At 36.0% G+C, this 16,100-nt stretch carries 13 protein-coding genes, 1 tRNA gene and 1 pseudogene; 7 read left to right on the forward strand and 8 right to left on the reverse strand.

Going from position 1 to position 16,100, the window contains the following annotated elements; genetic code table 11:
• Positions 1 to 174 precede the first annotated feature (174 nt).
• Positions 175 to 486 carry a DNA-binding protein gene (locus tag ACFIKR_RS05835; protein WP_208439803.1) on the reverse strand — a complete coding sequence of 104 codons (312 nt, stop codon included), beginning with the start codon at positions 484 to 486 and terminating at the stop codon, positions 175 to 177.
• Positions 487 to 498: 12 nt separating this feature from the next.
• Complete coding sequence (locus ACFIKR_RS05840) at positions 499 to 822, reverse strand: type II toxin-antitoxin system RelE/ParE family toxin (protein ID WP_015857128.1); 324 nt, start codon at positions 820 to 822, stop codon at positions 499 to 501.
• Between the two features lie 181 nt (positions 823 to 1,003).
• Between ACFIKR_RS05840 and ACFIKR_RS05845 the strand changes: the two genes are divergently transcribed.
• The 3 genes and pseudogenes from ACFIKR_RS05845 (at position 1,004) to ACFIKR_RS05855 (ending at position 2,224) form a co-directional block, all read left to right on the forward strand.
• The gene (locus tag ACFIKR_RS05845; protein ID WP_375659195.1) at positions 1,004 to 1,666 is read left to right on the forward strand and encodes a lysozyme; all 663 of its coding nucleotides are present in this window, start codon (positions 1,004 to 1,006) and stop codon (positions 1,664 to 1,666) included.
• Positions 1,663 to 1,890, forward strand: a complete 228-nt coding sequence (locus ACFIKR_RS05850; protein ID WP_375659196.1) for a hypothetical protein — start codon at positions 1,663 to 1,665, stop codon at positions 1,888 to 1,890. The genes ACFIKR_RS05845 and ACFIKR_RS05850 overlap by 4 nt, the downstream gene beginning before the upstream one ends.
• A 131-nt stretch (positions 1,891 to 2,021) precedes the next feature.
• Positions 2,022 to 2,224: pseudogene (locus ACFIKR_RS05855) on the forward strand (hypothetical protein).
• 125 nt (positions 2,225 to 2,349) lie between these two features.
• Here ACFIKR_RS05855 and ACFIKR_RS05860 read toward each other — a convergent pair.
• From ACFIKR_RS05860 to ACFIKR_RS05875, 4 genes are all read right to left on the reverse strand, one after another.
• Positions 2,350 to 3,525, reverse strand: a complete 1,176-nt coding sequence (locus ACFIKR_RS05860) for a tyrosine-type recombinase/integrase (RefSeq protein WP_375659197.1) — start codon at positions 3,523 to 3,525, stop codon at positions 2,350 to 2,352.
• Positions 3,526 to 4,073: 548 nt separating this feature from the next.
• Positions 4,074 to 5,030, reverse strand: coding sequence for an outer membrane protein (locus ACFIKR_RS05865; protein WP_375659198.1), 957 nt, complete (start codon positions 5,028 to 5,030; stop codon positions 4,074 to 4,076).
• Positions 5,031 to 5,595: 565 nt separating this feature from the next.
• Entirely contained in the window at positions 5,596 to 5,868 is a 273-nt protein-coding gene (locus ACFIKR_RS05870; protein ID WP_375659199.1) for a hypothetical protein, read from the reverse strand.
• Positions 5,862 to 8,237, reverse strand: a complete 2,376-nt coding sequence (locus tag ACFIKR_RS05875; protein WP_375659200.1) for a mechanosensitive ion channel domain-containing protein — start codon at positions 8,235 to 8,237, stop codon at positions 5,862 to 5,864. The genes ACFIKR_RS05870 and ACFIKR_RS05875 overlap by 7 nt, the downstream gene beginning before the upstream one ends.
• Before the next feature lie 180 nt (positions 8,238 to 8,417).
• On the opposite strand from ACFIKR_RS05875, the gene ACFIKR_RS05880 reads away from it, so the two are divergent.
• The 4 genes from ACFIKR_RS05880 (at position 8,418) to ACFIKR_RS05895 (ending at position 14,221) form a co-directional block, all read left to right on the forward strand.
• A complete protein-coding gene (locus tag ACFIKR_RS05880; protein ID WP_375659201.1) occupies positions 8,418 to 8,795 on the forward strand; it encodes a hypothetical protein in 378 nt (125 codons plus the stop codon).
• A gap of 92 nt (positions 8,796 to 8,887) precedes the next feature.
• Complete coding sequence (gene secD / locus ACFIKR_RS05885) at positions 8,888 to 11,401, forward strand: protein translocase subunit SecD (RefSeq protein ID WP_375659202.1); 2,514 nt, start codon at positions 8,888 to 8,890, stop codon at positions 11,399 to 11,401.
• 99 nt (positions 11,402 to 11,500) lie between these two features.
• Positions 11,501 to 13,252: a YbaL family putative K(+) efflux transporter gene (ybaL, locus tag ACFIKR_RS05890; protein ID WP_375659203.1), complete on the forward strand. Its 1,752-nt coding sequence runs from the start codon at positions 11,501 to 11,503 to the stop codon at positions 13,250 to 13,252.
• A 15-nt stretch (positions 13,253 to 13,267) separates the two neighbouring features.
• On the forward strand, positions 13,268 to 14,221 hold the full coding sequence (locus tag ACFIKR_RS05895; protein WP_375659204.1) for a YbhN family protein: 954 nt from the start codon (positions 13,268 to 13,270) through the stop codon (positions 14,219 to 14,221).
• A gap of 350 nt (positions 14,222 to 14,571) precedes the next feature.
• Here ACFIKR_RS05895 and ACFIKR_RS05900 read toward each other — a convergent pair whose 3' ends face one another.
• Both ACFIKR_RS05900 and ACFIKR_RS05905 read right to left on the reverse strand, forming a co-directional pair.
• Entirely contained in the window at positions 14,572 to 14,961 is a 390-nt protein-coding gene (locus ACFIKR_RS05900) for a hypothetical protein (RefSeq protein WP_375659205.1), read from the reverse strand.
• 829 nt (positions 14,962 to 15,790) lie between these two features.
• Positions 15,791 to 15,866: transfer RNA gene (locus ACFIKR_RS05905), tRNA-Lys, on the reverse strand.
• Positions 15,867 to 16,100 lie beyond the last annotated feature (234 nt).

Raw genomic sequence — 16,100 nt, forward strand, 5'->3', positions numbered from 1 at the left:
TGATACCCTTGATCCAAACGCCCCACCAAACGCATGTGACGAAGGCGAAGGCGTCATCCATATGGATGAAGAGGATACATGATAGGTTATAAACCAGATGTAGAGCCCCTCATTAAAAATGATTGCTTAAATACCTCCCTTCCCTATCTTTAAAGGTGGGGAGTGGAACTAAAGTTACACGTGTGGAACTGGTCGTTCAAGAGGCTGTACAGCCAAACGAAACCCCATGGTACGCAGTAAAGCATTCAAGCTGCGGAACTCTGGATTACCTTTTTCTGAAAGTGTACGGTAAAGTTGTGTTGGGTTCAAGTTGGCTGCTTTAGCTACAGCTTGAACACCACCATAAGCTTTGGCCATTTGGCGTAGAGTTACAAGCAGCTCACCCTGATCACCATCTGCTAGGATTGCATCAAGGGTAGCCGCTGCCAACTCAGGATCATCACGGAATATTTCTGCCATTGCATCATCATGGTTACGGTCTTTCATTTTTACACTCCTTTAATCTTCACGGTTTTGCCAATCACGCCAGCAAGCACATGCACGAGTGATATCAGTCTCTTGTGTTTTTTTGCTGCCACCACATAATAGCAACAATACGGTCTTTCCAGATTGGACATAATAAACTCGGTAGCCAGGACCAACATTAATACGCAATTCATGAACACCCTCACGAAGCGGCTTGAAATCGCCAAAGTTCCCCTGCTCTAAACGATTAAGGCGGCGAATAATTGCAGTTTTAGCCTGCATATCACGGAGCTTTCGCAGCCAATCAGCTATCAAGTCTTTGCCATCAGAAGTAAGGTAGTGACGTATTTCAAACATGATGTATACTCGTTTATAAACGAATATTTGTCAAGAGAGAAATTAAAAGTTGAGAAAAAATCTTCTTTTATTCCAATGAAAAAGAGACATGAAGCTAACCAAGCTATCTTTCCGAATGAGAAAGATGTCAATTTTTTAATCCAGCTCTGCTTTTTGCGGAGCTTTTTTTATGGAGCAACATATGCGAAAAATATCATCAGAAGGACTAGCACTTATCAAACAATGGGAAGGTTTGCGTTTGAACGCCTATAAAGATGCCATTGGGGTGTGGACAATAGGTTATGGACATACAAACAGTGCTGGAAAGCCTTTTATTTACGAAGGCATGACAATCACTGAAAAGCAAGCAGAAGAACTTCTTTGCCAAGACTTAAGACAATTTGAAAATGCCGTTGAACGCGCTGTGACAGTTTCATTAACGGATGAACAATTCGCGGCGTTAGTATCCTTTTGCTATAATGTAGGAACAGGAGCCTTTTGTAACTCGACACTGTTAAAAAAACTCAATCAAGGTGAATATGAAGCTGTCCCTGCAGAGCTACAGAAATGGACCAAAGCAGGCGGGAAGCGTCTTGAAGGTCTCGCACACCGGCGCGCAGCAGAAACAGGGCTATGGGCAAAAGGGGCTTATGTTTCTTCCAATTATCAAACAGTAGAAACGCAAGCACCAACGGGGGTTTTCAAAGCAGAAGCACTTGCACCGATTATTGGCTCTTTTTCAGGTCTTGGCGGCTTGTTAGCAGGCAATGGACCAATCCAATGGGCTTTGGCAACCATTATGGTCTTAGCCGCATGTGCTGGTATTTTCTTTGTTGCTAAACGCTTTCAGGAGCACCGCCTATGATCTTATGGATGAAAAGAAATTTGATGCTAATAGGCGCGGCTTTAGCCGCTTTTTTTATTGCATTAGCAAGAGCTTTTACTCTTGGGAAAAAAGCAGAGCAACAAAAGCAAACAGAAAAAGCTTTAAAAGCAGCCACAACACGTCTGGAGGTGGAAAGTGAAGTTAATCAAAAAAGTGATGCTGATGTGCGTACTGCTCTCTCTCACTGGTTGCGCAACAAATAAATATGTTTCTTCTTGTGTTGGCTGGTTGCCAATTTATTTAAGCCGGAAAGATCTGAACGCCATCAGTTCAAACTTAGCAAGAGAGATCTTAAAGCACAATAATCTAGGTGAACGCGTGTGTGGGTGGAAACATGGCTAGAAAAAAAACACAAGACGATATAGAGCTTACAGAAGCAGAAAAAGAAATACTTCAAGAAATCATCATGACCTACAAAAGTGTAAAAGTGATGTCTCGTTATACGAAATGGATAGCGTTTTTTATCTTTTGTTGATCCTTGATTTTCCTCGTCCTATGGATGCGATAGACAATGTCTTTGCACATTTAAAACAGTAGCTAACCAAAAACTAAAAGCTTTATCCCCTCCTGCTTTTAAAGCGAGGAAAGAGAGCTTATACCGTAATCTATCCGCTAACCGCTGAAGTGTTTCTTAGACACCTGACTCGACAATAAACATATTATCAAGCCTTTCCTGATATAAAAGACGCCCATTGTTCTAAGAGGACAGGGCGTTGCTCTAAAAAATCCGTTCGCATATAAGCTTTCATTACTGAACTACCAACTGAATGCGCAAGAACAAATTCTGCAATTTCAAATGGTGTTGACGTTGTCTCTGCTATCCAATCCCGTAAGCTTGAACGAAAACCATGAGGTCTATAATTAAAACCTTTGTCTTTCATGAATTTAGAAAGTGTTACATCAGATATAGGCTTTCCAGAACTCCCTGAAAATAAAAAACCATTTTTTTCTATTTTTTTTGCTTTTTCAATAACAGCAAGCGCTTCAGCTGTAAGCGGCACACGAAAATCAGAAACCTTTCCAACAATTCCCTTCATATTTTCTTTTGGGATAATCCATATTGATCCATAAATCTCTTCTGACCGAATATGCCTAATTGGCGTAGAACGAACACCCGTCAAAATAAGAAGTTTTAAAGCTAGATTTGATACAAGCTCATCATTTAAAGATTGAAAAAACTTAGGCACTTCTTTCCATGGCATTGCTGGAATATTTTGGGTATTTTGAATAAACTTTCCTAATAAAGCTTTTGCTTTTGGTATCAATTGCATATCCACATCTATACCAAGTGCCGCCGCATGTTTTATAGCTATATTCAAGCGAGATAGAGCTTTACTTGCTGTTTCGTTTTTTGTCTTCCAAATGGGAGAAATGCATCCTTTTATATCAACTTGCGTCAGTTCAGTGATTGGCATATCACCAAGTTTAGGAAAAACATGTAACTCAAGAGGTGTTAACCACCTTGCTGCTTTTCCTTCATTTTTCAATTCGTTTTTTTTCGCTTCAAAAGCACTTGAGACAATTTCTCGTAAAGAAATACCACCCCCTGCCCGACGCAAATTTTCTTTTTTCTTTTGGTGAATTGGATCAATTCCTTGATCCAAAAGATCACGACAAGCTGAAGCCTTGAGCCGTGCTTCTTTTAAAGATACATTGCTATAAGAGCCCAATCCCATTTCTCGTCGTCTTTTATTGAGGTCAAACCTAAAAACCCATCGTCCTTGATCTGGTGCAGTTTTGATAAGCCATAAACCAGCTCCGTCAGCATATTTGCCTTTAGATAGATTTTTTACAGATAAGACAGATAGTCTATCACGTGTTCTTATTCTTCGAACCACCTTTTAAAAACCACCTTTTGAATCGCGCTTGGAGCGCTTTCATCTGGTACTAAGATTATATATAAAAGGCGATTTAATAAATAAAATAAAAATAACTAGTTATTAAATAGAAAAAAGATAAACCGCGCTATCAAGTGATATTGTAGAGAGTTCTAAGGAAAGAAAAAATTGGTGTACAAACGTGCACGCCGTCCGCACCACTCTATGTGAATTTTCTTGATTTTCTAACTATTTAGATAGAAAAACTATCTTTAAGTTTACTTTTTTAACGCTATAATGATATTATCATGTGATAATCGTAATAATACAAAAAAACGAATCATTCCTTCTTTGCAAATAAATATTTTAACTATACCTTGTGAACCAAAGAATTTTCATTCTTAACAATTAAGAATTTAAATAATTCTTTCGTATCTCCTCATCATCACTCAAAATCAAAGACCCTTTCTTCACCATAAAATAGCATTTACAATGCATAACATTAAAAAAATAAAGGCCCTATCAAAGAGATAGGACCTCTTAAATTTAAGCTCCTTTATCCTACACAACTAGAATTTGTAAGCTATTCCTGCGCGAAAATCATTCGTCTTATACTTAACTTCAACCTCGTCTTTAAATTTCTTTTTCCCAAAATCTGAGTAACGATATTCCGCACGCACAACAAGATGATCTGTCATTGCAAAATCAACACCACCACCGAGAGTATAACCAATCATCGTTTTTGTTGCATCTGATGTCTTATTAAAGGGCTCAACTCCCGTAATTACCGTCGACAAAATATCTTGAAACTGTCCATAAGCAACACCACCAGCAATATAAGGCATCACACGCCCCGCAGAAAACCCAACACGCACCCGTGTAGCACCTGTCCATTTTTGTTTTAACGTATGATTAAAAGTTAAACTGTTTTTCTCTTCTTTATCCTCTGCAACAGAGCGAGAAAAGCCTCTACCCTGTCTCCTGACAAGTTTTGCCTTTTTTCGACTTTTTTCTTCTATTCCTGGTTTCTCAGTATCCGATCCTTCAGTATCCGATCCTTCAGTACCCGATCCTTCAGTACCCGATCCTTCAGTACCCGATCCACCGGCACTCGATTCATCAACCTGAAATCTTGTTTTTGTATCCTTTTTTTCCGTTAAAAGCATATCCGTATCAATCCCCACAATAAAATTATTACCGAGATCAAAATTAACACCCGCATAAAAACCACCTATAAATCCAGAAAGCTCAGGCATATACTGTTTCTCGACGGGTATCCATGGTTTACTTTTACTCTCCTCATCAGGATAGAGAGGAATATCAACATCACGCGTTATCGCAGAAGTCTTACTTGAAAAGCCACCCACTTGCCCCCCGAAATAAATACCTGCCCAAGAAAAAGGTGAAGAAGCAACAACTTCTGAGGCAACATGTACTGGCTCTTCATGAGCCACCACATCTGCAGCCTGTACTATAGAAGGTGAAATTAAAGAAAAAACAGATGCTGTTATAAATTTTGTATTCATAAAATTATACCCCATTGCTAAATTTAAATATAATCAAAAATCACATTTAGAAAAACAAAGTTTTATAAATTCTTATGCTGCAAAATCACATGTACTCCTTTATAGTTACATTTAAATCTATCACTAGATTAATATATCTTTACATCAAAATTTAATATTATCAAATAAATTTTAAAATATTAGAATAATGAATACTTCAAATAACAAATTATTTAATAAAAATACCTATTATATTTTTTAAATGAGGAAATATAAAACATTTTGTATCAAAACAAATGCAAAAAAATCACAAAATAGTATATTTTTTTGCCTTTTTTCGTAAGAAAAATTCTAAAATTGTGTAACTATTTTTAGAAAATCGATATTCATTAAAAATATTATAAATACCTCTATATTCTTACACCCAAAATGCATACTGTAAATTCTACAAAGTATAAAAAAACAAACCTATTTTATATTAAAATCATACCTTTTTTCTAGCAATTTCTAAAGGATGAGATTATTAATTACGCACAATATCACTATCCTTCTAAATCTTGTCTCCAAACTAAAATTCTCAATCATTTTATTTAAAAATTGCTCTTCCCCTACTGATTTCTATATTATCATCTGCCTTTATTGCAAAACGGTCTTTATTAGGAAAAGTTATAAAACATCCCTTCATACAAATTGTAATTGTTTGATGAGTATTTAAAGAAATTTTTGAAGGTATACTTCCTTCAACAATAATAAGAGATTGTATTTTTAAATCAGTATTCTTCACTGTTGCAGCAAAAGCTGTTATGGTAAAAATACTTAATAGAATAACTGTAATCAAAACATAAGTATATTTCAGCATTCTAAGATTCCTTCCTCAGCAAAACGCTTATATAGGCTAAATCGAAGAGCATTGGTTACATGAGAGGATGAGGTAATATTAGGCACATAAATAGCCAAGTTAAAGGAAAAACTCTTACGATCAAATGCTGTAAAACTCACCTGTGGGATAGGATTTTTTAAAACGCCTTCTGTCGCAGAAGCAATCTCTAACAAAATTTCAGCAACATGCTCTGGAGCAACCTTAGATGATACAGTAACTGATATATCAATTCGTCCTACTTTATTACGTCGTGTCCAATTACTAACGTTGTTATTAATAAGGCTTGAATTGGGAATAATAATCGTCTTACGCTGAATGGTCTCAAGTTCCGTTGCACGCACACTAATACGCTTAACAACACCCCCTACTGATCCAGATTCTATATAGTCTCCTATTTTAAATGGTCTTCCAACTAAAATAATAAGTCCAGAGACAAAGTTTTGGACAATATTCTGTAAACCAAAACCTATACCAAGTGAAAGTCCTCCAGCAATAAGAGCGAAATTTCTAAGATCCAAACCTGCCATTGACAATCCCGTCAAAGCAGACACAACAACGCCTCCATAACTTATCACTGTTTTGATAGAATTACGTATACCAGAATCGAACTCTCCATGAACCAACACCACACTATCTAACCAACCAATAAATCGGCGAATAAGAAACCAGCAAACACAAAAAGAAATAATTCCTGTTATAATAGAAATCAGAGAAAGAGTAATATTTCCAATCTGAAAACCAGTAACCAATTGCCACAATACTGCTTTCAAATCAGAATAGGAAAATCCAAACTGTACAGCAATTGGCATTGCACAAAATACAACAACAAATAAATTGAGAAAAACGCTCACAAAAACTCCCAATTGATTCATCGTTTTTTCTTCTAAATGAAACCTCTGCATCAAAAGATGACCAACCGTTGTTTTCATAAATTGGCCTTTAGTTCCAAGTGCTTGAACGCTTTGTATTCCTAAATACATGAGAACTAAAAATGCTCCATCAATCATAATTTGCTGCATAATAAAACGCGCAAGACCAACATAACCTAAAAGATTCAACACAAAGAGCAGTACCCCCAAGCCAATAAGAGGAATGCGTATATAAAATGGCCAAAAGTATGGCTCTTTTTTTTCTCCTTGAAAACGCTTACGTCTAAATCGCAAAGGTACCAATGATATTATAAACAGCAATATCGCTACAAGAAAAACAGCAATAAAACTTTTAGCAATTGTTAAAGATAGAGGCGCTGAAATGATTTGATAAATACTATCAAGAACAGCGTCAAATGCCAACACACCCGCTAAAGCAGTGAGTAAAATCACTAATTGATAAGCAGACGATGGTGCAATACTGAGAAGACGTACATGGGGCATATTCGAAGATAAAAGAACAATTGCTAAGCGATTGATTAAAAATACTAAAATAATTTGACAACCTATCATATCAAAAACTGTTGTAAGCTTACCTAGATCTAAGTTAAAACTACGAAACAAAAACAACACAAGATAAACGCAAAAAGTACATACAAGCGAAGGTAAGAGAACTGAAATAAAGGCGATCAATAAGCGTTGTAAATAAGATATTTCCTCATTAGACTTCCTAAAGTGGCAATACACATGAACAAGAACTTTTCGAGAAAAATACGAAAGACCCAAAGTAATAAAAAGTGGAATTAAAAAGGAAAGAAATAGCTGTAACAACTTGAAATAAAATATAAAGTTCCACAAATAATTTAATAACAAAAGAAAATCTGATGAAGCCTCTTTTGTTTTTTGGGCGAGCTGTTTAATCATCGGAATTGAAAACTCATGCCTATACGTAAGCGTGCGTTTAAAAAGCTCCCGAGATTGAGAAATAGAAAGTTCAGCTATTCTATTTGCCGCTAAGAAAATTTCTTCAAAACGAAGCATGATACTGTTAATTTTAGCTTTTTGCTCTATCAAGTAAGAATATTCCTTCACTGAGTTTTTCAATTTTTTTACGTCACGATGGAGCTCCGTTAATTGATCAAGAAGTGTATTAATCTCATTAAGAGGAGGACGCAAAACAAATGCTGCCTCAATAGCACGTTCACTGATATCTTGTGCACGTAACCGCAATTCTTCTAAAGCACGCTCATCTTCTGATTTTCTGTCAAAATCTCTTTTTAACGTTTCAGTATTTTTTTTAAGAGTCTCAATAATCAACTGTTGTTGTTGAATAATTTCATCAACTGAATAAGAAGCAATCGTTTGTTCGACAATTGTATTTTGTGCCCCCCTATTTCCCCATGCACCAGAATTAAATACAAGGATAATCCCCAAAAGAAGGAAAAGTATGTGGATGTTTTTTCTACAAAATGAATACATATCTACCTTATATGCACAAAAAGTATTTTATTCCTCTCTTTTAAATATGGTATAAAGCAGATATTTTCAACTTTTGTAGAATAATCTTATAAAAGCTTTCCCTTATCCTATAATACTGATAATAAGAGAAAAGGATAATAAATAAGCTGAATTCAATAAGATTAAAGAAGGCACTCTAGCATGTGTTTTTTGCACCTCTATTGCAAAAAAGAAAATTTTCTTCCTTTGACAACTTGGATTTTTCTATCCAGTTTAGGTGTATTCTTGACGAGCAACCTAGGAACGCGTGCTTATTTAATCAAACAATCACACACCAATAATATCATTAAAACGAATAGATTTGATTTACACAATAAATGTGATCAGTTGAATGTTACCACAACTGAAAACAAAAAACTTGTAACACTCCATACAGAATCTATTTTTACGAGAACCTTTCAAAAAATCCTAACATTGGATTTCTTTTTAATAAAGATTCCAGCTATTGATACACGATTTCGTAGCGTTAAAACGCAATATTTCTCAAATAAACGCGCTCCTCCTAATGAATACACTTAAATTCTCTTCCTTGAATTATAAAACGATCATCTTATTTTACTTGTGCTTTTAACTTTAAATAACTGTTAGATTGCCTATTAGCGGAATATATCATGCGTACACCTGGTTGGTTAACTACCCTTTATTGTTTTATTCTTTTAAGCAGCATTTATGTTGCCTTGCCCAATTTATTTTCATACGAACAAGTTAAAAACTCGAAATTCTTACCCGACACCCGTGTAGCACTTGGTCTTGACCTTCAAGGAGGCTCTTCTCTCCTGCTCGAGGTTGATAGCAAAACGTTAAAACGCGATCAGTTACACATAGTTTTAGGCAGTGTACGCAATGTATTGCGTGAAAAACAAATCCGCACCTCAAGTGTGCGTATCGTTGAAGATAGCATTATTGCCCTTATTTCTGATCCATCGCAAACTGAAAAAGCACTCTCTGCTTTGAAAACATTAATAACCCCCATACACAGTAGCTTTGGTACAACAGAACATAACATCACGATCAGTGCTCAAAATGAAACTCTCCGCGTCACATTAACGGAAGCTGGTATAAAAGACCGTGTAAGCAATGCTATTGAACAAAGCTTAGAAATCATCCGTCGCCGTATAGATCAAGTTGGTGTTTCAGAACCAGCCATCCAAAAGGTCGGAAATGATCGTATTATGGTCCAATTGCCCGGACTACAAGATCCAAAACAACTACGTGATCTTTTAGGAACAACCGCTAAGATGAGTTTTCATCTTGTTCCTTCTAATGTGGACCCCAATAATCCCCCTATAGGTGTTTCTATTCTTCCTGGATATACTGATGCAACACAGCATTATGCAATTTATGATCAAATCGCTTTAGATGGAAATGTCCTGAAAGATGCCCGTGCAGGTTTTGACCCCCAAATACCAGGGCGTTCCATTATTTCATTTACTCTAGATTCCGCTGGTGCAAAAATATTTGCCGATATAACACGACAAAATATTAACCGTCCTTTTGCCATTGTTCTAGATAATAAGGTTTTAACCGCTCCTACCATCAATAGTGTCATTCCCAATGGACAAGGTCAAATTACAGGAAACTTTGACCCCAAAGAAGCCTCAACTCTGGCTGCTCTGCTTCGTGCTGGTTCCCTCCCCGCACCACTCACGGTCATTGAAGAGAGAACCGTAGGTCCAAATCTTGGTGCTGATGCCATCCAAATGGGACTTTACACCGGCATAATTGGCTTTATTCTTGTTGCAATTTTTATTTTTCTTCTCTACCGCATTTGGGGATTAATTGCCAATATAGCACTAGCTCTGCACACGATTTTAACATTTGCTGCACTGAGTCTTTTGGGAGCTACGCTTACGCTACCTGGTATTGCTGGTATTATTTTAGGCATCGGTATTGCCGTTGACGCTAATATTCTCATCAATGAACGTATCCGTGAAGAAAGTCGAAAAGGTGTGAGTGCTTTTGCAGCCCTAGATCGTGGATTTAAACACGCTTTTGCAACCATTGTTGATGCAAATGTTACGGCAATTATAGCGACTGTCTTACTATTTTGGTTTGGTACCGGTCCCGTTCGTGGTTTTGCCGTAACAATGTTGCTTGGTATTATCATCTCCATGTTTACAAATATCACCATTGTACGCATCATCATGATTTGGATCGTTCGTAAATGGAAAATTAAAAAATTACATATTCACTCTGCTTTCAACATCATGCCAGAAAACACAACTTTCCACTTTATGAAAGCACGTTTCATTGGTATTGGCGTCTCAATTGTTTTATCAATGGCTTCAGTCTTTCTCTTTTTTAAGCCTGGATTGAACTTCGGAATTGATTTCATTGGCGGAAGCCAAATGAGTATTACCACGAAAGCACCAGCAGATCTAGCAACTCTGCGTTCCAAGCTTTCTACTCTTAATATTGGTGAAGTTACCTTGCAAAATATTGATAACGAAAACACCGTATTAATTCGCATGCAGAAACAAAGCGGTAGCGAAGCACAACAAACCGTCGCCATTGATAAGGTCAAAACAGCTGTACAAAATATCTATCCCGATACTACATTCGATCAAATAGAAGTTGTTGGTCCCAAAATTTCAGGCGAGCTTGCCACAGCTGCTTTTACTGCTGTTATCCTTGCGGCTATTGCCATGTCTCTCTATATATGGTTACGCTTCGAATGGTTCTTTGCTATTGGAGCAATTATCACTCTCATTCTAGACACCACAAAAATGATTGGCTTTTTTGCTTTATTTCAATTTGATTTTAATTTAACGGCTATCGCTGCACTCTTAACAATTGTTGGATATTCTATAAATGATAAAGTTGTCGTCTATGATAGGATGCGCGAAAATATGCGTCTTTATAAAAAAATGCCGTTGCGCGAGCTGATTGATCTGTCAATTAATCAGGTTCTTGTACGTTGTTTTTTTACATCAGCCACAACAATTCTTGCTATGCTCCCCATGGCGATATGGGGTGGAAGTGCTGTTCATAATTTTGCATTGCCCATGGTCTTTGGGATTATTATTGCAACATCATCCTCTATCTTTATTGCTGCTCCTATTTTACTCCTGCTAGGAAATTGGTGGCGTGAGCGAAATAATCGTGCAAATACCAAAGTGAAATAAAAATGCCCTTTAATACGTATAATACATTTCGCTTCTCTTCTCATAGAAATATAGTCATTTTCATTCATTCGCTTTTTGATCAAGAATAGTAAATAATCCATGCTCCACGACACACCACTTATCACAACTATTGTTGCAGGTTTATGTTTAGCATTTCTCTTGGGAATGATTGCTAGCCGTTTGCGTATTTCACCACTTGTAGGCTATTTATTAGCCGGTGTTATTGTGGGACCCAATACAGGCGGATTTAAAATAGATTCCGTCATCATTAATCAACTTGCTGAAATTGGTATTATTTTGCTGATGTTTGGTGTTGGGCTCCACTTTTCATTAAAAGATCTTTTATCTGTCAAAGCTATTGCTGTCCCCGCTGCTATTGCACAAATGGCATTTTCTACTTTTCTAGGTTTGTGCCTTGGTTTGATTATGGGATGGGACTTCAGTGGTAGTTTGATCTTCGGCCTTGCTTTATCCATAGCAAGTACTGTTATCCTGCTACGTGCTTTGCAAGAGCGTCATCTTATTGAAACAGAAAAAGGACGCATTGCCGTTGGATGGTTAATTATTGAGGATTTAGCAATGGTCCTTATACTTGTCCTCATCCCTTCCTTGGCAAGTGCCCTCAGCAATACCAAAAAAGAAGCGTTGGATCCTCTTGTTCAATGGTTGGATTTAAGTATTTGGGGTATTTTTGGTCTCACCATCCTGAAAGTGATTGTATTTATTGCACTTATGCTCGTCATTGGGCGACGCGTTATCCCATGGCTTTTAAAAATGAGCGCACAATCGGGATCACGTGAATTATTTCGTCTTAGCGTCTTTGCTATTGCATTAGGAGTAGCTTTCGGAGCCGCTCATTTATTTGGTGTTTCTCTTTCTCTTGGTGCTTTTTTTGCTGGTATGGTCATGAGCGAATCAGAATTAAGCCACCGTGCCGCGGAAGAATCTTTACCACTGCGCGATGCCTTTTCTGTTCTCTTTTTTGTTTCTGTAGGCATGTTATTTGACCCAGAGAAACTCTTAACTCATTTTTTTCCTCTCTTAGCAACCTTATTCATTATCGTAATCGGAAAATCTGCAGTTGCATTTTTCATCGTTAAGGCTTTTCGCTATTCTAATGCAACAGCTTTGACTATTTCTGCAAGCCTTGCCCAAATCGGAGAGTTTTCCTTTATCCTTGCTGGTTTAAGTTTAAGCTTAGGACTTTTAAACAATGACGCTCATGATTTAATTCTTGGAGGAGCAATTTTTTCCATTTTGCTCAATCCTCTTGTTTTCGTTGCCTGTAATAAAATTAAAAAACGTCTAGAAAAAAAATCTGCATCTTCACAAAGTACCCAAGCAATTATTGATATTGATCCACAAGATTCTAACCAAGATTTTTTACCGATGACCTTAAAAAATAACCATATCGTAATTATTGGCTATGGTCGTATTGGTAAGTGTGTTGCATTATCTTTAATAAATAGAGGTAAACCTATAGTGATCGTAGAAGAATCAAAACGCCTCTCTGATAAAGCGATTACAGATGGCTTTGAGGCTATTTGCGGCAATATCATTCAACAAGAAATAATGAACGCAGCAAACATAAGTAATGCAGATAAAGTTGTTATTACAATGCTAAGCACCATTGAAGTAGGAGAATGTATCGTGAATATACGGGATATGAAGAAAGATATCCAGATAATCACACATGCATTATCCGACATAGAAACAACATATCTCATTGATTTAGGTGCTGATGTTGTAGTAACGGATAATGAAGAAATTGCCAATGGCATCATAGAGTATATAATGGAACGAAGATCTGTACAGAATATGCTCAATCATGAAGATTTACAGAAAACATAAAATGGATAAAGAATCGTGAAAATAAAGCAATTTATATGGCCATTGATTGGTATCTTAGCAATGCTGATATCTATTCGGATTCTTTATATGAAACTCTCCGCCATTTCATTTGGGGATGTATTGGAGCGCTTGAGCGATTTGAATGCACAGCACTGGTTATTAGCCTGTTTATGTTCTCTCCTAGCTTATGCTGCTCTTGCTGGATATGATCGAATTGCCTTGCAACATCTAGGTCATAAAATTTCTTGGATTTTTATCGCTATATGTTCATTTACAACCTACGCTCTTTCACACAATATCGGTGCTTCAGTTTTTTCTGGTGCCGTTGTGCGCTATCGTGCCTATAAAATGAAAGGATTAAACGGAACAGAAATCGCAATATTAGTAGGTTTCTGCTCTTTTACTTTTGTAATCGGCACAGTCTTACTTTTGGGAATCGTTTTGGTGCTACAACCCGAAATTATCACCCTCATTCATAAAGAACTTCCTGAATGGCTCGGGACAACAAGTGGAGCAATTTTACTCAGCTGTATAGCACTTTATACGTTTGGCAGCTGGCTTCAGTTAAAACCCTTACGCTTGGGTAAGAAAATTCAACTTTCATATCCACGGCTGAAAATTGTTATTCAACAGCTTCTCATTAGCCCTCTAGAGCTTTTAGGAGCGGCAGGAATTATATATGCTGTTCTCCCACACAACGCAGATATTCATTTTATCTCTGTTCTTGGTGTTTTCCTAGCATCTTTTACGATAACCCTTCTCTCCAATGCTCCAGCAGGAGGAGTAGGAGTTCTTGAAGCTCTCTTCATAACAGGCATGCCCAATATAAATCCAACCGATGTTATTGCAGCACTTATTGTCTTTAGAATGTTTTATTTGATTATACCGCTCATCATTTCATTGTTTGTGGTCGCCATTTTTGAAGCACATCAATATTGGAAAAGATCCCCCAAAACACCCCCTGAATAAACAAAAGGCTATCAACGACTTTTTTTTGTGTTCCTATAAATGACTATAATCATGCTAAATGCGATTGTATATGTAAATTAATACAATCATTATTTGTATTTATCTTTTTTACATTGAAACTTGAAGGTCTCCTTTTATAAGAATCTTACTTTACGAAAAATATAGAAATATTTATCTATTTTCCTTCAAAAAAACTCCCATAAACTTGAATATTAAAAGTACTATTTTATTATGTAATCGATTTTTATGTTGGATAAAGCACATCATTGCAAAAAACAAATACTCAAATTTAAAAACCTCTATCTGAAAATAACTTCATTTTATTATTTAAAAAAGAAAAATTATATAAATCAAGAATACTTAAAGAACCCTTTTAATAAAAGAATTTTTCCTAAACGATCATATAAAAATACAAGGAAAAACTTTACAAAATTTTCATCTCTCAAAAATATAGGAATAATGTGTATACATATTGTGTCACGCTTTTGTTTGTCACGTTCTTTAATAGAATCAAGCCTCTCAAAGAGAAAACACCATCGTGTTGCCAATTTACATACCTTTTTTAAGAAACCTCTCTCAGTGCTCTTCCCCATTACACAATAACACCCGTAAATGGATAATAGTAAAGCCATTGTTGCACCATCATCTTTATACTTAATAAAAGAGCAAGCCTGCACCATTATACTATTTTTCCAATGTTGTGATAACTTTTGACGCTTAAGAACTTTAATAAGAATCATTTTTATGCTTTTCTTTAATAGTCTTTATCTACACGTTAATCCCATTTATAATGCACAAATAAATGAGTTTAATTAATTCATTATAAGAGAGATTAAAACAAAAGAAGTTTATGACAGTAAAGTTTCCTCAAACAAAGAATAATTAATTATTATGAATCAATATATTATAATGATTCTGAGCAGCTTTCTTAATGTTTATATTTTTAACGGTTAAGCTAACGGAAAGACAGTATAACGTAATCGCACGGTTTAATATTCTAAAACTTAAAGCCCTATTAAAGCTTATTTTCTGTCGTTTAGCAGGTATTAGCTTTAAACCATTAAACTGATCTAATTTTATTCCTGTTATGTCCAGATAACTACTTTGTTTTATCTTGATTCACCCTCTTGGAATACTGATGATTATTACAGAGATCTTTTGTTTAAGTGGGAGAGTTATCAAAAAATATCCACGCTGCTGACACAACTAAAGTGTAAAGTTTCTTCTATCTTTAAACAATATGCTAAAAATCCAAAAAAATTTAGTCAATTTATATTAAAAAAAGTGAAAACTGTTGATTTTTATACCCCTTTAAATAACACAATTGTTGGTAAGAAACTTCTTCTTACCAATTGCGATTTAAAAAAAAGAAACAACACGCATTAAAAGATCTTTAAATGTCCTTTCGAAGTTCTTTAAACCCCTAAAAGTACAACACCTGATGACTAAGCTATATCGACAATCTTCACTTTTAAACACATGCATATGGGAAAATCCTACTCCCCAATTTTATTTAGCAACTCGTACCTTTAAAAAATTTACGCAATCAATAAACAGTATAAAATCGAATGGTGGGTGATGAGGGGATCGAACCCACGACCCGCTGATTAAGAGTCAGCTGCTCTACCGACTGAGCTAATCACCCATAAGCTTCTCAAAAGATGAGAATGAGCGTTTCTATAACGCTCCTAAGGATGGATGTCCAGATATTTTGTTGTTTGTTATATAGACTCATTGTCTGTAAGATTAAAAATATGATATTCACCACTTGATCTTATATAAAAATAAACCCATTATAAGGAACTTTCTAAATAAATGTTCTGATTGTTGTACAGAACCTATAGTTGGAGGATTATCGAGTATAATGCCCGAGAAAAAT

The sequence above is a fragment of the Bartonella sp. MR30HLJHH genome, assembly GCF_042194195.1.
In the GTDB taxonomy this organism is placed as follows: domain Bacteria; phylum Pseudomonadota; class Alphaproteobacteria; order Rhizobiales; family Rhizobiaceae; genus Bartonella; species Bartonella grahamii.